At 46.4% G+C, this 19,905-nt stretch carries 17 protein-coding genes and 1 pseudogene; 9 read left to right on the top strand and 9 right to left on the bottom strand.

Annotation, left to right across the window (positions count from 1 at the left end; translation table 11 throughout):
* The first annotated feature begins 8 nt into the window (after nt 1-8).
* The 6 genes from ftsH to A3CY_RS0105210 are packed head-to-tail and all read left to right on the top strand — an operon-like array spanning nt 9 to nt 5,314.
* Entirely contained in the window at nt 9-1,982 is a 1,974-nt protein-coding gene (gene ftsH, locus A3CY_RS0105185; protein WP_018336842.1) for an ATP-dependent zinc metalloprotease FtsH, read from the top strand.
* Nucleotides 1,983-2,037: 55 nt separating this feature from the next.
* Nucleotides 2,038-2,247, top strand: coding sequence for a putative signal transducing protein (locus tag A3CY_RS0105190; protein WP_018336843.1), 210 nt, complete (start codon nt 2,038-2,040; stop codon nt 2,245-2,247).
* Nucleotides 2,234-3,049, top strand: a complete 816-nt coding sequence (locus A3CY_RS0105195) for a phosphatidate cytidylyltransferase (RefSeq protein WP_018336844.1) — start codon at nt 2,234-2,236, stop codon at nt 3,047-3,049. The genes A3CY_RS0105190 and A3CY_RS0105195 overlap by 14 nt, the downstream gene beginning before the upstream one ends.
* 36 nt (nt 3,050-3,085) lie before the next feature.
* A complete protein-coding gene (locus A3CY_RS0105200) occupies nt 3,086-3,757 on the top strand; it encodes a phosphatidylserine decarboxylase family protein (RefSeq protein WP_018336845.1) in 672 nt (223 codons plus the stop codon).
* A 31-nt stretch (nt 3,758-3,788) separates the two neighbouring features.
* Nucleotides 3,789-4,604: a 3-methyl-2-oxobutanoate hydroxymethyltransferase gene (gene panB, locus A3CY_RS0105205; RefSeq protein WP_026207329.1), complete on the top strand. Its 816-nt coding sequence runs from the start codon at nt 3,789-3,791 to the stop codon at nt 4,602-4,604.
* Nucleotides 4,605-4,627: 23 nt separating this feature from the next.
* Entirely contained in the window at nt 4,628-5,314 is a 687-nt protein-coding gene (locus A3CY_RS0105210; RefSeq protein WP_026207330.1) for an RluA family pseudouridine synthase, read from the top strand.
* A gap of 58 nt (nt 5,315-5,372) precedes the next feature.
* Here the strand turns inward: A3CY_RS0105210 and A3CY_RS0105215 are convergent, their stop codons facing one another.
* The 7 genes from A3CY_RS0105215 to A3CY_RS20285 form a co-directional block, all read right to left on the bottom strand.
* Nucleotides 5,373-8,006: a zinc-dependent metalloprotease gene (locus A3CY_RS0105215; protein WP_018336848.1), complete on the bottom strand. Its 2,634-nt coding sequence runs from the start codon at nt 8,004-8,006 to the stop codon at nt 5,373-5,375.
* Between the two features lie 114 nt (nt 8,007-8,120).
* A complete protein-coding gene (locus A3CY_RS0105220) occupies nt 8,121-9,395 on the bottom strand; it encodes a hypothetical protein (RefSeq protein WP_018336849.1) in 1,275 nt (424 codons plus the stop codon).
* Between the two features lie 28 nt (nt 9,396-9,423).
* Nucleotides 9,424-9,624: a hypothetical protein gene (locus tag A3CY_RS0105225; protein WP_018336850.1), complete on the bottom strand. Its 201-nt coding sequence runs from the start codon at nt 9,622-9,624 to the stop codon at nt 9,424-9,426.
* 29 nt (nt 9,625-9,653) lie between these two features.
* Entirely contained in the window at nt 9,654-11,027 is a 1,374-nt protein-coding gene (locus A3CY_RS0105230) for a RagB/SusD family nutrient uptake outer membrane protein (protein WP_018336851.1), read from the bottom strand.
* A gap of 36 nt (nt 11,028-11,063) precedes the next feature.
* Nucleotides 11,064-14,708, bottom strand: coding sequence for a SusC/RagA family TonB-linked outer membrane protein (locus tag A3CY_RS0105235; RefSeq protein WP_018336852.1), 3,645 nt, complete (start codon nt 14,706-14,708; stop codon nt 11,064-11,066).
* Nucleotides 14,709-14,914: 206 nt separating this feature from the next.
* On the bottom strand, nt 14,915-16,084 hold the full coding sequence (locus A3CY_RS20280) for a FecR domain-containing protein (protein ID WP_018336853.1): 1,170 nt from the start codon (nt 16,082-16,084) through the stop codon (nt 14,915-14,917).
* 65 nt (nt 16,085-16,149) lie between these two features.
* Nucleotides 16,150-16,683 (bottom strand): RNA polymerase sigma factor, encoded by a 534-nt coding sequence (locus tag A3CY_RS20285; RefSeq protein WP_018336854.1) that lies wholly within the window; start codon nt 16,681-16,683, stop codon nt 16,150-16,152.
* Nucleotides 16,684-16,816: 133 nt separating this feature from the next.
* Here A3CY_RS20285 and A3CY_RS0105250 point away from each other — a divergent pair, with 133 nt between their 5' ends.
* Both A3CY_RS0105250 and A3CY_RS22660 read left to right on the top strand, forming a co-directional pair.
* Complete coding sequence (locus tag A3CY_RS0105250) at nt 16,817-17,155, top strand: translation initiation factor (RefSeq protein ID WP_018336855.1); 339 nt, start codon at nt 16,817-16,819, stop codon at nt 17,153-17,155.
* A 14-nt stretch (nt 17,156-17,169) separates the two neighbouring features.
* Nucleotides 17,170-17,724: pseudogene (locus tag A3CY_RS22660) on the top strand (sigma 54-interacting transcriptional regulator); the annotation flags it as partial.
* Nucleotides 17,725-17,765: 41 nt separating this feature from the next.
* Here the strand turns inward: A3CY_RS22660 and ispE are convergent.
* Nucleotides 17,766-18,578 (bottom strand): 4-(cytidine 5'-diphospho)-2-C-methyl-D-erythritol kinase, encoded by an 813-nt coding sequence (gene ispE / locus A3CY_RS0105260; RefSeq protein WP_018336856.1) that lies wholly within the window; start codon nt 18,576-18,578, stop codon nt 17,766-17,768.
* A gap of 104 nt (nt 18,579-18,682) precedes the next feature.
* Between ispE and A3CY_RS0105265 the strand changes: the two genes are divergently transcribed.
* Nucleotides 18,683-19,387 (top strand): phosphatase PAP2 family protein, encoded by a 705-nt coding sequence (locus tag A3CY_RS0105265; protein WP_018336857.1) that lies wholly within the window; start codon nt 18,683-18,685, stop codon nt 19,385-19,387.
* Between the two features lie 7 nt (nt 19,388-19,394).
* On the opposite strand, the gene A3CY_RS0105270 is transcribed toward A3CY_RS0105265, so the two are convergent.
* Nucleotides 19,395-19,904, bottom strand: a complete 510-nt coding sequence (locus tag A3CY_RS0105270) for a hypothetical protein (RefSeq protein ID WP_155828185.1) — start codon at nt 19,902-19,904, stop codon at nt 19,395-19,397.
* Nucleotide 19,905 lies beyond the last annotated feature (1 nt).

Raw genomic sequence — 19,905 nt, forward strand, 5'->3', positions numbered from 1 at the left:
ACACGGATATGGCAGAAAATAACAAACACGATAACTTCGATTTTCCTCCGGTGGGGAGGAAAAACAATAAAATGCAGAAATTTGGCGGCTACTGGACTTATATTATTATTGCCGCCATCCTTATAGGCTACCAATTCTTTAGTATGCCGACAAACCCCGAGCGTATCTCGTGGCAAGAATTCAAAAACGAAATTCTAGCCAAGGGAGAAGTGAAAGATATTGTCATCATCCGAAACGGTGGGAAAGCAAACATTTTCCTGAAACCGGAAAAGATTGAAACTCATGACAAGTTAGTAGCCAAAGGGTTTAACAAAAAAAGTACGGGTCCGCAGTATTATGTACCGTTCGGCACCCTTGAACAATTCGAGAAAAACTTGGAAGACGCCCAAAAAGAATACCCGGAAGCGGCAGACATACACATCGACTACGGGGATGAATACAACTGGTGGGCAGACGTCATTTCCATACTTTTACCTCTAGCCCTATTCATCGGGATCTGGGTATTCTTCATGCGACGGATGAGTAAAAACGCCGGAGGGGGTGCCGGAGGGGGTATCTTCAACGTGGGGAAATCCAAAGCCAAATTGTTTGATAAAGAATCAAACATCAAGATCACGTTTAAAGACGTGGCAGGATTAGCCGAGGCGAAACAAGAGGTAGAAGAAATCGTATCGTTCTTGAAGTCACCCGATAAATACACCAAACTAGGAGGTAAAATCCCGAAAGGAGCTTTGCTGGTGGGACCTCCGGGAACAGGTAAAACCCTGATGGCAAAAGCAATGGCTGGAGAAGCTAATGTTCCGTTCTTCTCCATGTCGGGTTCGGACTTCGTCGAGATGTTCGTCGGCGTGGGAGCTTCCCGCGTACGCGACCTCTTCAAACAAGCGAAAGAAAAAGCACCTTGTATCATATTTATAGACGAGATCGATGCCATCGGTCGTGCCCGGGGTAGAAACCCGAATATGGGCGCCAACGACGAACGCGAGAACACGTTGAATCAACTACTTACCGAGATGGACGGGTTTGAAACCAACTCGGGAGTGATTATATTGGCAGCCACCAACCGGGCGGACATCCTGGACAGTGCCTTGCTTCGAGCCGGACGTTTCGACCGACAGATATATGTAGACCTCCCCGAACTGAAAGACCGGGAAGAAATCTTCAAGGTACACTTGAAACCGTTGAAACTTGCCAGCGACATTGATTACGGCTTCTTGGCAAAACAAACCCCCGGATTCTCGGGTGCGGACATTGCCAACGTGGCCAACGAGGCTGCCTTGATTGCCGCACGAAAGAACAAATCTGCAGTAGAGAAACAAGACTTCCTTGATGCGATCGACCGCATCGTGGGAGGACTCGAGAACCGGAGTAAAGTAATCAAACCGAGCGAGAAGAAAGCCATCGCCTACCACGAGGCAGGGCACGCCACCGTGTCTTGGCTGTTGCAACACGCACACCCGCTGCTGAAAGTAACCATCGTACCGAGAGGAAAAGCCCTCGGGGCTGCCTGGTACTTACCACAAGAACGCCAGATTACCACGAAAGACCAGTTGCTGGATCAGATGTGCTCCGTGTTGGGCGGACGTGCCGCAGAAGAGATCGTGTTCGGGGAAATATCCACGGGTGCCCAGAACGACTTGGAACGCGCCACGAAGCAAGCCTATGCCATGGTTTCCATCTACGGCATGAGTGATAAAATAGGAATGTTAAGCTATTACGATTCCAGTGGGCAAAGCGATTATAGCTTCACGAAACCTTACTCGGAAAAAACGGCGGAAGTCATCGACCAGGAAGTGAAAGACATGGTTTCAGCCGCATACGAACGGGCTAAACAATTATTGAGTGAACACAAAGACCAGCATCGCCAGGTTGCCGAACTCTTGATAGAGAGAGAAGTGATCTTCAGCGACGACCTGGAGAGAATACTCGGGGAACGTCCTTGGACAGAAGACGGGGATACCATTCAACCCGAAGAATTATAAAGGCAAAGGGACTTTCCCGATAGGATAGAACAGTATAAACTAAAAAACGAAAGTTATGGACAATTGGGTATCTGTTTTCTCGACAACCGAAGTATTCGTTGCAGAACGAATCAAGGAAGTGCTGACCGACTCGGGGATTCCCGCTGTAATTCTGAACCAGAGAGATTCTTCTTACATGACTTTTGGCGATATCAACGTCATGGTTAACAAGGAAGACAAGGAAAAAGCCGAGCAAGTTATAAAAGCATACAATGATCGTGAGTAATTTTCTTAAAAGGGCAATCAGCGGACTGTTGTTTGTCATAGTACTAACAGGGTGTATTTTCATACACCCCATTTGTTTTTACGTACTGTTCTTTATCATCAACATTCTTGGTATTCTTGAATTCGGTCGTATGGCACGGCACATGAATATCCATATCAACCTCTTTTTCTGTATCGTGTGCGGGAGCGTGTTATTCACCGTAGGATTCCTGCACAACTACATTAACTACAAGGATGGTTACCTCTATTTCTTTATACTGACATTTATCATGGCGATCTGCGAACTCTACCGCAAAAAAGGAAACGGCTTTCAAAACATTGCCTTTTCCTATTACGCCTTATTATATATCAGCTTGCCTTTCACGCTACTGATTTACTTGCCTTACATGACCTCGGGCAAATGGATGCCGGAAATTATTTTTTTCCCGTTCCTGCTCGTGTGGGTGAATGACACATTCGCCTATCTATCAGGTTCCCTGTTGGGCAAACACAAGCTTTTCCCCCGGATCTCTCCGAAGAAATCATGGGAAGGAGCTATCGGCGGCGGGCTGATGACCGTCATTGTCGGGTTGTGCGTGGCACCGTATATCGAGGGCTACCGCATCGTCGACACGGCTATCATCTCCGGCATAGTAGTCGTTTTTGCCATCTACGGCGATTTGCTGGAATCCCTGTTCAAGCGTAGTATTGAGATCAAGGATTCGGGTAATCTCCTCCCCGGACACGGGGGAATACTCGATAGATTTGATGCAGTTATTTTTACAATTCCCGCAATTTTTGTTTATATGGAATTCATGTATTAACTTTGCCCGCTGTTCTAATAACGTAACGAAAAGAATATGAAAATACATAAAGCAGGTCATATACTGTTATTTAAAGCATTTGTACTCATTGCCTTCATCAACGTGCTAGTCTACGTTTTCTCGCCCAGCGCCATCATTTTCAGGGCAGTACTTATCGTCAGCGGTGTATGTTACCTTCTCATGGTAAACTTTTTCCGGTTCCCGAACAGGCATATTATCGTGAAAGACGATACCATCCTCGCTCCTGCCGACGGGAAAATCGTGGTTATCGAGGAAACATTCGAACCGGAATACTTGAAAAAACAATGTATACAGGTATCCATTTTCATGAATATCTTCAACGTGCATATCAACTGGTTCCCGATCAACGGGATCATCAAATACTTCAAATACCACCAGGGAAGATACATGGCTGCCTATCTGCCTAAATCTTCTACGGAAAATGAAAGAACCACAATCGCCATAGAAGCCCGTGACGGACGTGACATTGTCATGCGCCAAATTGCCGGGGCTATGGCAAAACGCATCGTATCATACGCTCCCGTGGGCGGGGAAGCACGTCAAAACGAACACGCCGGATTCATTAAATTCGGCTCCCGGGTTGACCTCTACTTGCCGCTAGGGACTAAAATAGACGTGAAATTGGGACAAAAGGTCACTGGTTCACAAACTCTTATCGGAACATTTCAAGAACCCGAGTCCAAGTGATGCATTCACCGGCTCGTAAATAATCATTACTATGTCTGTTCAAAAGAAAGTAAAAAGAGTAACTACCCACGTGTTGTCAGAAATGAAACTCAAGGGAGAAAAAATAAGTATGCTTACAGCTTATGACTATTCCATGGCGAAAATCATCGATAATGCCGGGATAGATGTTATACTCGTGGGTGACTCTGCCTCCAACGTGATGGCGGGGCACGAAACCACCCTACCGATCACTCTCGACCAAATGATATATCACGGGGCATCCGTGGTTCGCGGTGTCGAACGCGCACTGGTAGTCGTGGATCTCCCCTTTGGTAGTTACCAGGGAAACAGTAAAGAAGCTCTTTGCTCAGCTATCCGCATCATGAAAGAAACAAGCGCCGATGCCGTAAAACTAGAGGGAGGAAAAGAAATCCTCGAATCCATTTCACGTATCCTCTCCGCCGGTATTCCGGTCATGGGACACCTCGGGCTTACCCCGCAAAGTATCCATAAATTCGGGACTTACGTCGTGCGGGCACAAGAAGAAGAAGAAGCTAAAAAATTGATAGAAGACGCCCACTTATTGGAAGAAACAGGCTGTTTCGGTATAGTGCTGGAAAAGATTCCGGCAAAACTAGCAGCCCAGGTTGCCCAAGAAGTAAGTATCCCGATCATCGGTATCGGTGCCGGGGGCGGCGTGGACGGTCAGGTACTCGTGATTCACGATATGCTGGGAATCAACCAAGAGTTTTCTCCCCGCTTCCTTCGCCGTTATCACAACCTCTATGCCGAAATGACGGGAGCTGTCAGCAATTACATCAACGACGTGAAGAGCCGCAACTTCCCGAACGAGAGAGAACAATATTAAATCATTAAATAAATATGAGGGATTTGGAGATTTTATACGAGGACAATCACATTATAGCCGTGAACAAGAAGGTTTCGGACATTGTGCAGGAAGACAAGACGGGAGATGAACCTTTGAGTGAAAGGGTGAAAGCGTATATCAAGGAGAAATACAACAAACCCGGCGACGTGTACCTGGGTATACCCCACCGCGTGGATCGCCCGGTAAGTGGTGTCGTGTTATTCGCCAAAACCAGTAAGGCATTGGTTCGTCTGAACAAAATGTTCCAGGAACACGACCAGGAGATCACCAAAATCTATTGGGCAATCGTGGGGAACCTCCCGGAACAAGACCATGCCCGGTTGACGCACTATCTCACGCGTGACCCCGAGAAAAACAAATCCTACGCTTACAACAAACCCAAGGGCGGGGCTAAAGAAGCCATCCTCGAATATACCTTATTGGGAGCCGGACAACGTTATTACCTGTTGGAAGTAAAACTCTGCACGGGACGCCATCACCAGATCCGTTGTCAATTGGCAAAGATCGGATGCCCCATTAAAGGCGACTTGAAATACGGTTCCCCCCGTTCCAACGAGGGTGGCGGCATCAGCCTTCACGCCCGTTCCATCACGTTCAAGCACCCGGTGAGAGAAGAAACTATTACGGTCACCGCTCCCCCACCGCTGAAAGATCCGTTGTGGCATTTCTTCTACGAGAATCTGAAATAACACGAAAAACGTACAAGCATAACGTTGCTTGTACGTTTTTTTAATAGAACCATTAGGGTTATTTACTATCTTTCAACGCTTTGTTCAACTTCATCAACAAAGATTGATAATGAACCTTCGTGTCACCCGTTGCCCCGGCAACTTGAGATGACAGCAAACGTTGTGCTTTCAGTGCCATGTCTTGCAAATAAACCTTCGAATTGTCGATCTCGCCCGTGTTGACACGCCGCACGAAACCGTAACCATACCCGAACTCGTTCAATGCCATTTGCTGTGCCACGTAACCGATGCCCTTCTCTTCTTCCAGCTGACGGAATTTATCCAGGTATTTATGGATAAAACCAGTTTCATCCAACCCGTAAGCCGCAATCTCATCCACGGAAGGCATGTAAGCCACATCCGTCAACATCCGCAAAGCGCCACCGCCGGCTTCTTTCAAGGAACTACTGGAAACATCCACGATAAATTGTTGAAGCATCTTGTCCGTGTCCGTCAATTTCCGTCCCTTGATCGTGCTATCGAAAGCACCGTTGTACAAATCTGTCAAATACTCCTTCACCGTGTAAGGATTAGCAGCCAGGTGAGAAGACAAAAGGATATTCCCCGTCAGGCGCTCCAATTGATCCAACACCCGTTTTTGCAACACGGGAGTCATATCGACAGCCAAGCTGAAATTCGTCGTCAACTCTTTATCATTCAACCAATCGGAAGACTTAAACTCTTTCAGAATCCATGCCAGCGATGCCTTTTGCACGTCCTTCGGGACAGACACATGGCGTTGTCCCTGTGTACCATCCTTCACTTCCGTCAAGTAAATACCACCGATATTATACATCACATTCATAATGTAACGATAATACTGATTAGCGATTTGCTTGTACAACTGTTCCCGATGCGTGAAATCCGTATCATCGGCAACCCAATCATTCAGGTTCGCAAGAATATACTTCAAATTCTTGATACCATAGGCACCTGCCTTCATCGGGTCGTCGCCCAAGTCTTCCTCTATGGCACTCGGGTCATAGCGGGAATAGATTTGTTGCCTGCCGTAACGATAACGGGGATCACCCGCTTTCTCGTCCACCCAACTCTCCAAAGTTGCCTGCTCGTCCCATTCGTTTTTCGCATCCAACAAAGGTTGGTAGCTCCATTTCACGAGGAAATGATCGTAAATCCCCAAGTCGGGAGGCGTCAGCCGTACCCCTTTGTCACCCGGTTGTGCCACGTAATTGAAACGCGCATAATCCATGATACAAGGAGTCGTCCCGTAAGTATTCGTGAAAGAAGCGGAACGCAAGGAATCCACCGAATAAGAAGCCGAGGCCGACATATTATGCATAAAGCCGAGGCAGTGCCCGATCTCGTGAGCCACCACGTAAGCGATGGATTCCTTCACGATGTCGTCCGGCATCTTCTTTGCCCGCACCGAGGGATCGATTTGTGCCGTCTGCACGAAACGCCAGTTATTAATCAAGCGGATCACGTCGTTGTAAACCAACACGGAAGCGTTGATAATCTCGCCGGTCGTCGGGTCAACCCAAGACGGACCCATGGCGTTTGCCGTGGACGACGGCAGATAACGGATACAAGAATACTTCAGGTTATCCGGGTCAAATTCCGGGTCATCCGTCGGGAAATCACGTACCTGCACGGCATTCTTGAAGCCGATCTTCTCAAAAGCGGCATTCCAACGTAAAGTACCCTCCTTGATCGGTTGTTTCCACAATTCCGGGAAAGCGTCATCGATATAGAACACGATCGGTTTCACAGGCTCCACCAGTTCGCCTCGCTTGTAAGCGGCAACATCTTTCGGTTCCATACGCCAGCGATTCGCTAGCGTGTAATTCTGCACACCATCTTTCTCCGTGGAAATATGCTGCTTGCTCGTCACGAATATACCCACGCGGGAATCCGAGATACGGGGACGCATCTTCTCCTCCGGCAGCAACAACAGTGAACGGGTCACCGTAGCCGTCAACGGCATGTTATCCAAAAACGAGAACGACATGAATCGCAGTGATACCTTGTATGACAACATGGATTTCACGGTCAGGTTATCGTCAAATGCCTTGATTGCCCCCAAAGCAGCACCCTCCTTGTTGAAAGTGGACACCACTTGTATCAACCCCATGATAGAAGTCGGCAAGAAAGCAAACTCTTTCATGTCGGTCGTGAATATCGGAGTTACGTCAATCACGACAGCCGTACTGTCCGGATTATAAGCCGCAATCTTGTAAGAATAAAGGACTGCATCCATGAAATTCTTATCAATAGCCTTCTGTAAAGAAGGCTCATTCGGGTTTGAGGTCACGTAAGCATTCACCTCGTTGAGATATATCGTACTGTCTATCTTCGTGAACCGGATATGCAGCGGGTCATTCTGTTTGTAACCCACGTCACAAAAATCATTGCTCGAAGTCGACGTCAACGTGGAAGCCAACAACATCTCCCGTCCCAAGTACTTCACCGGGATCTCGAAATACAACTTCCCGTCCACCTTGTGAAGCGTGATAAAATTACTCTTCACGGTTTCACACGACTTCTTCTGGAACAATTTGTCATAAGCACTTTTCTTCACGGGCGCTTTGATCTCCGTCTGTTTACCCTTCTTCTTACGATCAGCAGCCCCAGCTTCCCGTGTAAAAGGAAAAAACACGAACACTGCCAACAATACTAACATCCATTTTTTCATACTTTTCATTTTTATAGTAAGACATTGAAATTAATTGTAAGAGTAGAACTACCTCTCTCCCCTGCATAAAGAAGAGAGGTTAATTCTCATTTCTTCATCTTTAAACTTTCACCCCTATTCTGCTTTTGTAAAACGGAATACCATGGGGTAAAGCTCTCTCATCGGATATTGTGGTGGATCTCCCCATCCCGGATTCATCTGATCTCTATAAGTTCCTGTCAAGAAATCCGTAGGCTCGTAGTCTATCACCCTGAATTCAAGTACTTTTCCCTTGCTTAACAAACGCACCAGGATAATTGCCTTTCTTTCGGTTACACTCGTCGCCGAATAATTCACGTTCGCTTTACCTAGTTCCAAGGTTACGACATCACGTTTTATTCCCATAGCATCTTGATCCCATAATTGTTCGGGCGCCTCCCCGATATAAGTCACCTCACAATTACGCAAATACTTCGCTAAATCACCCTGTACACCATCCACATTCAAAGTTTTCGCAGCCCCCTCGGAGAAGACAATCCTATCTATTGACAAATTATTTATCGGAAGATGGTCACAATCATTCGGGTGTCCCCATACCATTCCCTTGACAAAATCCACGCTAGTCAATACTGGAGATGTCCAAGTTCCTACAAATTCTTTAAACGGAGTCGGTCCGTTCACGTTAATCACCACGAATCCATTCGTTCCTGCCTCAAAAAGCCCACCTTCTACCAAGCGTAGTACAACCCTGTCCTTGCCCTCTTCCTTTTTCAAAAAACGCACGGTGATGTCAGCTGTCGCTTTCATAATTCCCATTACTAATTCTCGTTCTCCTCCAACAATCTCGTAATGCTCACCCTCGACAGCCGTAGACTCCGGATCTATTTCAAAAGGAACTCGAAGCACAGAACGCTTGTACATATAATCCTCTCCCCGAACCAACATCTTCGCGGAAATCACTATTTCCCCTTTCAAATCTATGGAGGTCTGTGTGAAAGATCCTGTAAAAACATCCTTAATTTCTACTGGAATCATCGCCCACCGATTATTCCACAAACGGAATCCTTGCACTTCCTGCAAACTCAAACGAATCTCTCGTTCACTAACCACATTATTTTTCGGATAAATATAAATGGTATCCATCGTCTCCCCTGGTTGAAGGGTAAACTCCCGAATTGGTAAAGTGTAATCTTCATCAAGCACGGCAGTCCCATCAACAGTAAAAGGCACCCTTATAGTTTCAGTCACGGGTTCTGACACGCTCAACTCTACAGCCAATGAATCTGCCGCTCTCAAAATATAAATGGGACGTCCGAAACTCAATCTCGGTTCTTTATCATCATCGTCAGAGCAAGCCCACGCAAGACTTAAACTCACAAATAACGAGAATATAAATAAAATCTTTCGCATAATTCTATTCTTTATTCATTCAACTTCTTTAATTTCCAATTGCTTCTTTGTAAGCATCTATTCTCGCTTGTACTATATCCCGCTCCGCATTCGTCAAACGGGATTGTGCGGGCAAAATAAAAGTTGTCCGAATATCATCTATTCGAGGTGGCATATCATCCACGTCATCGCACCCTCCAAAAAGCAAAGCAATTAATCCTATTCCTATAATATATTTCAATATTTTCATTTTTAGCATTTTTAATATTAAACATCCAATTAAAGTTCCTCGTATCCGGGATTCTGTATCAACCCGGGATTTAATGCCATATCGGTTCTCGGAATCGGGAAAACATACATAAACTTAGGAGTTTCAAATTTAACTCCATTATATCCCCACCACATCACAGGACTACCGTTACGTTTCAATTCGTACCAGCGGTCAAATTCAAGATACAATTCCTTACGCCGTTCATTTAATATAGCAGATATCAAGGGAGTCAAAGTCTTACCATGGGCATCAACCTTAACTAAGGCACTGGCATCGATGCCAGGCAAGTTATGTTCCGTGTAAGGGGCATAATCACTGATACGATTTGCCCGCAAGTGATTCAGATATTGCAAAGCATTCCTAGTATCATCCATTTGAGCATAGCTTTCCGCCATAATCAAACACATCTCGGCACCACGCAAGGTTGTTTTCACCATCTTGGTATTTAAAAACTCTGCATCAAAAAAGAATGTGTAACGAATATCTTTCTCTTTCTCAGTAAACAATTTTACCAAGTCAAGTGATACAGGACGATATTTCGATCTTCGCATTTCCCGGTAAACATACCCGGAGGCTTGAGCGATACCGCTACGCAGCAACTCGTTTCCCATCTGTTTCACTTCGCTTTGTATCATCTCCTTGTAAGCCTCACCACGAAGCAAAGGATAAACTTCCAACACTTCTTTTGCCGTGCTTGCCGCTAACTCCCAATTTTGAGTCCAATGATACACTCTTGCCAGATAAGCCTTAGCCACCTCCACGTGGAAACGATATTGTTTATCCGTTTGATTCAATTTTATAGCTTCCTGTAAATCTTCAATAATAAGATCCGCCGTCGCCTTTAAAGTCGCCCTTTCAGGAGTTCCTTCCATATCAAACTTCTCGACTAACGGTACACCTAATTGTTCGTTAGCCCTATCCTTATTATATGGTTCACAAAAATCACGCATTAGGTTATAGTAACAAACTCCCCGGAGTGTATAAGCTGTTGCTAACAATTTTTTCCCGAACTCGGTATCCCTCTCTTTCAACTCATGTAACACTATATTACAATCCTTTATAACATCATAAAGAGAAGTATATTTACCGGAAAGACTGTTTATCTGCTCCCGGATAGAAATAGGATCTAGATCAATTATAGTTATCAAATTACCGTCAAGATTATCCGTGCAACACTCGAAAGCCAATGCATTCGAAGGAGCCCCGAAGAAAGCGTATTCACTTGCCTTGTCTATATCATTCAAGTGCCCATGTAATAACGCAGAGAACTCTTCTGCCGTTTTTGGAATTACTTCCCCTTTATTTTTCACGTCCAGATAACTCGTGCAAGAACTATGTCCCAACAAGAGTAATATCGTTATATATAAACCAAATCTTCTCATACTTTTTCTAATTTTAATATTTCTCTATACACGATCTTAAAATCCGACATTCAATCCAAATGTCAGTGAACGCGTCAGTGGGTAAGTTGTTCCCGGTGTTTCCGGGTCTATCCCAGAATAATTCGTGAAAGTGATAAAATTATTTAATGTCAACGAAAAACCTAATGATGTCAATTTTAGCAATTTCAATACATGATCGGGCAAATCGTAATACAAGGAAATATTCGTTATTCGTAAGAAAGACACGTTTTCCAAGTACGAACCATTCGTAATATCCACTTTATGCACGTTATACTCATCCAACAACAAAGGTTCACCTAAATAATCCACGAGTCTCGGGTATTTCACACCGGTATTTCTCTCTTTTGTCCATCGGTTAGTCACGTCTTTCGCTACATTCAAGTGATTGCGGTATAAATCACTATACACGGTCTGTGGTTTTTCCCCAGTTCCCAAGGATGTTACAGTCGTGTAACTCGCCGGAGAATGAACCAGATTCAATATTTTAGCTCCAGATGATACAACTCCTCCCACGTTTAACCTTAATTTACGATAAGAGAAATCGACATTAAAACCACCGGAAACCGGAGCCACAGACGTCCCAAGATAAAACCGGTAATTATCAATATTCTGTAAATCAGATCCCTTATAAATTTGAGCATCCGGTCTTAACTCGTAAGTGTACACGCCATCCCGGGGATCAATACCCATATCTCGTCCTCCAAAGACAGCCTCCTGCGGGAATCCTTCGTATCTACCGTATTGAATAATTCGCTTTCGGCTATACTTTGATAAAATATTCTGATTCCATGCAATATTTCCGGTAACCGTTAATTTAAAATCTTTGCCATTCAACGCCTGTACTCGTAATGTACCCTCGACGCCTTTATTTTTAATCTCTGAAACGTTATATGGTTGTCCCGTGAATCCGGTCGTGGCAAGTACATCCGTGATCGAAACAATATCGGAACTCTTCCGGTAATATCCTTCTACCGAACCGCTCACTTGGTCATTAAACAGACCGAAATCCAACGCAATTTTCATATCCTTCGTCTTTTCCCAACGCAGATTCGGGTTGGGAGCCGAATTCATATTACCAGTTCGTAAACCGTTCCAGTAAGTGGTCGAGTAATTCAAAACCAATTCTTTATTAACCGACTTCACGATATTACCCGTGTATCCCATCGCCATACGCAAGGATAGCCGGTTAACAACCGGTTTCGCAAATTGCATAAAGTTTTCTTCATCCAAATGCCACCCTAAACCAAGAGACCAAGTCGGGTTGAATTGCTCATCACTACCAAAATTATTGGAACCGTCCGTTCGGAATGTCAAACTCAACAAATAACGTTCCAGATAATTATAATCCAACGCGGCATAGAATGAGGCAAACCTATTTTCAGAAGTAGTTTCTCCTGCATTCCTGTCCATCAAGTCGGCATATTTTGCCACATCCTCCGCGCTTGCTTCCGGGCGAATTGGCATAGCGGAATTTCCCGTTACTTCATCATACCCGAAGCGTTTGAAATAAGTACGTTGGTTTTTGTCCCCGCGCAATTCCGCACCACCAAGCACTGATAGGTAATGATCGAAAGCAAATGTATTCTGATATTCTAATTGCCCCCGCACGTTATAACTCGAACCATTAGCCGAAGTCTGTGTTATGTTCCCGTAAGGTAACCAATCCCGGTTGTCAATATCAAAATAGAGTCTATCCAAGAACGCTCCGTAAGTATCACGTCCCTTGATATCTTCTACTTTATTCATGTAATATGAATAAGAGGCTAACCCTGAAAACTTTAATTGATGCCATATCTTATAGTCCAAGTTCATTTGCACTCTTACATTTGAATTATCCGCCATACTTGAAGTTTCCTTCAATTCTCGCATGACATTAAACCCGTTCACCGGCATCACGGCATCAATCTTATTTCCGTCATTTATGCCAGCTAAGTTGAAATAAGTGAAATCAGGACGATAACTTCCATCTTCATTGTACAATGTCTCATAAGGATTAGCGAAATACGCATACTCAAAAGGATTAATTGACAAAGAATAGCTCTTTGACTTTTGTTTTGACAAATCAATCCCGAACATCATATTCAAGCGTTCTACTGGCTTCATATTGATCTTCGCATTCATATTATATCGCTCGTAATCTGTTTCTTTTACCAATCCGTTCTGATCTGTAACCCCCAGGGACACATAATAAGTATTTTTATCTGATCCACCAGAAAATGAAAGATTATGATTCATGGAGAATGAATTACGAAACAATACATCAAACCAGTCTGTTGTTTGTTTTCCCAAGTTCTTGACATAAGCATCCTGTTCTGATTCACTTAATGCCACGAACCCCTCGTCTGACCATAATTTATTATCTTTCCCAAGTTTCTCTGCCCGAAGCATACCCACGATACCCACTACCGGAAAATGATCTGATATACCTTTTGCCTTATTATTTTCAAATATTCCTGCGGAAAACTCGTTCCACAACTCCTGCTCCCATGTTAATTTTTCCTTTGAATTCATTAGCTCTGGATCACGTTGAGGTTTCAATCCTACGGTAAAAGTCGCATGATAATTCACCTTCATCTTTCCGGCTTTTCCTTTCTTTGTGGTCACAACAACAACTCCTCCTGCCGCCCTTGATCCATAAATAGCAGCGGCTGAAGCATCTTTCAAGATCGTCACGCTTTCAATATCGCTCGGATTAATCCCCGCTATCCCGGTCGTGAAAATCTCATTCAGATTATTGGAATTAATCTGTCCACTACGAATTTTAGGAATATCTTGTTGTAATGGCACCCCATCAACCACCCATAAAGGTTCTGCACTCCCATCGATCGTGTTCGTTCCGCGTATTCTGATCTTAGCGGCTTCACCCGGACGACCGGAAACCGCCACGACGCTCACTCCAGCGATCTGTCCTTGCAACAGCATATCCACCGTGGGAATTGCCTTGTTCACGAACACTTCTTCGTTCACCGTACCATAGGATCCCGTCGAACGCCGTTTCGTCGTCTGCCCGTAACCCGTGATCACCACCTCCTCCAACTGGTCTATCTTATCCTTCAACAGCACCTTAATCTCTTTCTTCACGTCTGTTACCTTCACCTCCCGGGTTTCCATACCCACGAAAGAAACCAATAGCATGATTTCCTCCTGTTCCGGGATGGTCATCTCGAATTTACCCTCGATATTCGAGACTACTCCCATAGAAGTTCCTTTCAATAAAATCGTGGCTCCTGCGATAGGTACCGAATCAGTGGTCATCACGATTCCTTTCAGGGTTACTTTCTTCACCTCGTCTTGGGCGGGGCGATCGGCACGGACGATGACCACGTGGTCTTCGATCTCGTAGGAGAAGCCGGTGCCTTTCAGGCATTTGTCCAATACTTCCTTGATTGAGGCGTCCTTCACGTCCAGCGATTTCACGCGGATGTTTTGCAAATCATCTAAATTGTAGACGAAAGTGTATTGGCTTTTCCCGCGGATCTCCGCAAAAATGTCCGTCAAACTCTTGTTGTCCGCTTTCAGGGTCAATTTCACGTCTTGCGAGTAGCCGGCGGAGAACGCAAGGTTCTGTATCAGCATACAAAGGCACAAGAACTTGACCGACAACAACCTCCTCCACAGCTTTTCTCTCTTGAAATAGCCTAGCGTGTCATTTTTTTTCATACTTTTGTTTTTAGGTTTCACATTTAATCCAATGATGAACTTAGCAGGCGGGCAATGGTGCGAACATTGCCTGCTTACATTTTTACAAATTCACTCGACTTACTTGTATTCTATTTTTACTTTCAAATTTTCAACAAAAATAACATCTCTCTGGGTTCTTTTTTGTCATTATTTCTAGGGATATTATTCCCCACGAATCGCTTCTTTTAGTTACCCGGTTCCCGGTATTCCTCCACCCGCACTTCTCTTCCCTGTATCAAGAACCTGACTTTGTGGGTTTTCTCTATCTTCATTAATAGATCCCGGATATGCTCGTAACGTTTCATCTCGACCGAAAATCGCGATTTCTTCAACTCCTCATTACCAAAGGTCACGTTCACGTCATACCATTGGGACAATCGCTCCATAATTGTCGCCAGGTCTGCTCCCTCGAAATAGAATATCCCGTCTTTCCACAGGGTGTAATGCTTCACGTCCACCATCCTCGTCACGATCTTCCCATTTTCAGGGAGTACTTCCGCCTGCACGTTAGGAAGCATCAGCACGGATTCATCCCTGTACGTCAGACATACCCGTCCCTCCACCAGCGTAGCCACCATCCGTCCACGGTAAGTCGTCACGTTGAAACTCGTACCCAGCACCCTCAGATCGGCGCCGTTCGCGAGCACGTGGAAAGGGGCTGTCGCATCCTTCATCACCTCAAAATACCCTTCTCCCTCCAGCTTTACCTCGCGCCGGTTTCCCTTGAAGCGCAAGGGGAAATGCAACTTGGATTCCGAGTTTAACCACACCCGCGTACCGTCCGGCAATTCCAGGAAGAATTCCCCCCCGCGGGGCACCACCAACGTGTTATATTTTTCCGCTGTCGAGGAATCCGCCTGCTGCCGGTACACCACCTTCTCCCCGGCTGCCGACACCACGCTTCCCCCCGTGTCCACTTGAAGCCCCTTCTCGTCCCACAACTCCACCGATTGCCCGTTAGCCAGTATCAGCAAGGCTTTTCCCCCGCCGGGAACGATCTCCGTGTCCTCCGTCCGGGACAACCTGCCCTCCCCGTCCCCGGAGAACCACAGCCATCCCGCCACACACAAGGGCAACACCAGCATCGCCGCGTACCTCGCCACGGTGCGCCATACCAAACGCCGCCCGTAATGCTTCCGCTCAAACCGCTGCCACTCGCCTTTCACCATCTCCTTCCCAGCACGCTCTTCCCGTGACAGGATATACGCCCTCGCCTCGCGATACTCCTCCTCGTACCGGGGCGACTCCTGCCGCCACCGTTCCAGCAAAGCACGTTCCCCCTCGTCGAGAGTCCCGGCGATTTCCCCGGCTATCCAGCGGGCCACGTCAAAACGTTTTTTCAACAAATCAGTCATTCCTTCCGGTTTATGGTTTTATATAGAAGACGATCGAGAGAAAAAAGTGGGTGAGTGGGAGATAATTATTTTTCCATCAAAACGAGAAGAATCATCAAAATATCTTTGGAAAGCAACTTCCGTAATGCCACGTAAGCACTCTTTTTCAATGACTTCACCGTGTTGACGGAAATATGCAACGCCTCGGCAACTTCCGAGTTATTATTCCCTTTCAGGTTCAAGAGGATGATAGAGCGGGATTGTGCGGGCAACTTGTCAATTGCCTCGTACAGGATGCGGAACGTTTCCTGCCGGGTGACTTCTTTCAGGAAATCACCATCCTCCGCATCTTCTTCATCCAGATGAGCCTTGTAGCGTTCCCTGATCCGCTGGTGCTTGCAATGGTCGAGGTAAATATTGCGGGCAACCGTGTACACGAAAGCCTTCGCATTCTCCACCGTCTCGAATTCCTCCCGGTGCTCGAATACCCGCGTGAAAGCCTCCTGCGCAAAATCACGAGCCAGCTCGCTCTCCCCGGTGTACCGCCGCAACAAGGTGTACACGGGAAGAAAGAAACTCTCGAAGAAAGCCTTAAACTCTTTATGCGATACTATTGCCATAACAAAATCAATTGCACTTTTGCAAATTTACACATTTCTATTGAAGTTTAAAGTTTAGAGTTTAAAATTTAAAGTTACTCTAAACTTCCCGATAATTTTCTATTTTTGTCTTCACGAAACAATTTACACGACCATGAGCAATAAAAACGACAAGAAAGGACGAGTGAACGTGGTGTACTCCACGAACCCGGATTTCCGGTATGAGTATGACGGGGAGGATGAAGTGGAAACCCTCACCCCGGAGAAACAGAACCTGCGAGTGACGCTCGACACCAAGCAGCGCAAGGGAAAAACGGTGACCCTTGTGCAAGGTTTCGTGGGAACGGAAGACGACCTGAAGGAACTTTCCAAGTTGCTGAAAAACAAATGCGGCGTGGGCGGGTCGGTCAAGGACGGGGAAATCATCATGCAAGGCGAACTGAAAGAAAAGATTCTAGCCATCCTCCGAGACAATAAATACAGGGCGAGATAATGCCGTTTCGATATGTATTCGGGCACAAGGCGGGTTCGTTCACGGGAGCCGTGAAGGACAAAAAGGGATTGTTCGAGGTAGCCTACAACGGGACAATCTTCTTAGACGAGATCGGGGAAATGGCTTACGAGTTGCAGGCGAAACTGCTATGCGTACTCGAAACTGGGGAATATATCAAGATTGGCGACACGCGTCCCGCAAAAGTGAACACGCGCATCATCTCCGCCACCAACCGGGATTTAAAGAAAGAAGTGGAAGCGGGACATTTCCGGGAAGACTTGTACTGCCGCCGCTACGGGAGCGCAAAGACGACATCGAGATTCTAGCACGGGTATTCGTGCAACATTTCTCCTGCCAACTAGGAAAAACCGTGGAAGGCATGACGCCCGAGTTCCTCGATTCCCTCAAGACTGCCAGGTGACTCCCCCGGGTTCGAGCTTGCCGCTGTTGAAAAACGCCACATCGCACGTGTACTCCAACACACCCGCAGTAACAAAACAGAAGCATCGCACCTCTTGAAAATCGGGCTAACCACGCTGTATCGAAAGATCGAGGAATATAGACTGTAAAAAGAATTTATTAATTTTAGATTAGCAAGATTTTAAATCAATCAATTGTTCCAGACAAAGCAACCGGGGAAGTACTCGCCAACGTCGACAGGATTCTTGAACAGAGCGTAAACGGCAGAGCCACTACCAGTCATGGCAACATAGAGAGCCCCGAGGGAGCGGAGTTTATCTTTGACCTCCCCGATTTCCGGCACACGAGGAATGACGGATGCTTCAAAGTCATTCGCAACCACGCCTTCCCACGCGGACACGGGCAATTTGCCGATCTCCCGCAAGTCGAATGCGGCGGGACGGGGCTCGATACCCCGGTAGGCTTCCGGCGTGGAAACTCCCCGGTCAGGCTTGACGAGTACCATCGAGTATGCCGATAATGACAAATCGACGGGTTCCATCAGTTCCCCTTTCCCAAAAGCGAAAACAGGTCGGTTCTGTACGAAAAAAGCGCAATCGCTACCCAGTTGTGCGGCATACGCCATCAGTTGCCCCTCGCTCAACCCGAGCGAAAACAATCGATTTAATCCCACCAGCATAAAAGCAGCATCAGCAGAGCCTCCCCCCAATCCAGCACCGTAAGGAATCACCTTGTGCAAGTGCACGTCCACGGCAGGCAAGTCATGCTCCTCCGCCAGCAAGTGGTACGCCCGCGTAACCAGATTCTTCTCCGGGGCACAATCGATGGCTATCCCCGTCGCAGCGAAAGAACAATGCCCCCGGCTACCGCCAACGGCATGAATCTCAAGAATGTCGTGCAAATCTATCGGGTAAAACACAGTTTCCAGGTTGTGAAAACCGTCCGGTCGCTTTTCCGTGACGAAAAGCCCTATATTGATTTTGGCGTTAGGGAACAGTACCATGGGAAAATTAAAAGTTAAAAATAAAAAACTACAAACTCACTTCGGCAAATGTAGCATTTTTCAGTACATTTGCCAAAATAAGCTATTATATAAAATTCCGTGCCATGTTAGAATCATTGCAATCACTAGACCAGACTATTTTCCTCGCGTTAAACGCCCTGCACACGCCTTACCTCGATTCGTTCATGTATATATTTACCGGCAAACTGGTATGGATACCCTTGTACGCCTCGATCCTGTTCGTGCTGTGGCGTAATTTCAACCCGCGGATGGCGATTTTTACCGCGGTGATATTCGGTCTGCTTATCGTGATTGCCGACCAGACGTGCAGCTCGATACTGCGCCCGATATTCGAACGCCCCCGCCCCTCCCGCAACCCGGAGATCGCGGACATCGTGCATCTCGTGAACGACCGCCGGGGAGGCAAATTCGGCTTCCCCTCTTGCCACGCCGCCAACACTTTCGCGTTGGCTTGCTTCATGATGCTGTTGTTCAAGAACAGGGCCGTCACGACATTCTTCATGCTTTGGGCTATCGTCACCTGCTACACCCGCATCTACGTGGGAGTACATTACCCCGGCGACCTGCTATTCGGTACGGTGGTAGGGTTCGCGGCAGGATTCGCCACTTACGGCATTTACCGCCTCTGCCTCCGGGTGAACGGCATAGCCTCCGCCTTGGACTACCGGAAAGACAGGGCTCTCGTGAAACGCCCGCTCGGCATAAAATACACGTCGGTCATCATCTACACGGGAGTGCTCACGATCGCTTGCTTCGCGGTCTATTGTATCTGGTGGAAAGCGTATTAATTTTGATTCAATTATCCTTTTTCTTTCCTTTAAACATCACCTTCGGCTCAATCACGAAGGGAATAATGACTAGAGTAGCGTTTAATTCCAGTTCCATGTCTTTCATTTTTCCAGAATGGGAATAAGAAAACTTCTGTCCACCGTAATCTATTTCCCCGTCGCCCGACAAGTTATACATCCCGTCGAGCTGCGTCACGCCACACGACACGGGTTTTAACTCAATTCCCTTGACGGGCATTTGAAACCCCACGAGTTCGATAGACACTTTGCCCGCCTCGCCAGCCTTAATCGCCACGGTACAAGGCATAGGCCCGCCCGGTACAAGGGAATTACCCTCGGCATCTTTCGCCATAGACTTGATTTTCTCGGGAATATCCAGCGTTGCTTCGCCCTCGTAGACCCCAAGCAAAGCGATCATATCACAGACGACCTCTCCTTTCTTCCCGGGATAGAAAATAACAGCAATCAAAGCCACAAAAGCCAACACACCCACGAAAATGATTATTTTCTTCTTCATC

The organism is Butyricimonas synergistica DSM 23225 (assembly GCF_000379665.1).
Lineage (GTDB): Bacteria > Bacteroidota > Bacteroidia > Bacteroidales > Marinifilaceae > Butyricimonas > Butyricimonas synergistica.

Coding starts and splice junctions, on each gene's coding strand:
- A3CY_RS0105225 (WP_018336850.1), bottom strand. CDS start 9,624: ATGAAAATATTGAAATATATTATAGGAATAGGATTAATTGCTTTGCTT.
- ispE (WP_018336856.1), bottom strand. CDS start 18,578: ATGGTACTGTTCCCTAACGCCAAAATCAATATAGGGCTTTTCGTCACG.
- A3CY_RS20285 (WP_018336854.1), bottom strand. CDS start 16,683: ATGGCAATAGTATCGCATAAAGAGTTTAAGGCTTTCTTCGAGAGTTTC.
- A3CY_RS0105250 (WP_018336855.1), top strand. CDS start 16,817: ATGAGCAATAAAAACGACAAGAAAGGACGAGTGAACGTGGTGTACTCC.
- ftsH (WP_018336842.1), top strand. CDS start 9: ATGGCAGAAAATAACAAACACGATAACTTCGATTTTCCTCCGGTGGGG.
- A3CY_RS0105265 (WP_018336857.1), top strand. CDS start 18,683: ATGTTAGAATCATTGCAATCACTAGACCAGACTATTTTCCTCGCGTTA.
- panB (WP_026207329.1), top strand. CDS start 3,789: ATGTCTGTTCAAAAGAAAGTAAAAAGAGTAACTACCCACGTGTTGTCA.
- A3CY_RS0105220 (WP_018336849.1), bottom strand. CDS start 9,395: ATGCGAAAGATTTTATTTATATTCTCGTTATTTGTGAGTTTAAGTCTT.
- A3CY_RS0105230 (WP_018336851.1), bottom strand. CDS start 11,027: ATGAGAAGATTTGGTTTATATATAACGATATTACTCTTGTTGGGACAT.
- A3CY_RS0105190 (WP_018336843.1), top strand. CDS start 2,038: ATGGACAATTGGGTATCTGTTTTCTCGACAACCGAAGTATTCGTTGCA.
- A3CY_RS0105195 (WP_018336844.1), top strand. CDS start 2,234: ATGATCGTGAGTAATTTTCTTAAAAGGGCAATCAGCGGACTGTTGTTT.
- A3CY_RS0105235 (WP_018336852.1), bottom strand. CDS start 14,708: ATGAAAAAAAATGACACGCTAGGCTATTTCAAGAGAGAAAAGCTGTGG.
- A3CY_RS0105200 (WP_018336845.1), top strand. CDS start 3,086: ATGAAAATACATAAAGCAGGTCATATACTGTTATTTAAAGCATTTGTA.
- A3CY_RS0105215 (WP_018336848.1), bottom strand. CDS start 8,006: ATGAAAAAATGGATGTTAGTATTGTTGGCAGTGTTCGTGTTTTTTCCT.
- A3CY_RS0105270 (WP_155828185.1), bottom strand. CDS start 19,904: ATGAAGAAGAAAATAATCATTTTCGTGGGTGTGTTGGCTTTTGTGGCT.
- A3CY_RS20280 (WP_018336853.1), bottom strand. CDS start 16,084: ATGACTGATTTGTTGAAAAAACGTTTTGACGTGGCCCGCTGGATAGCC.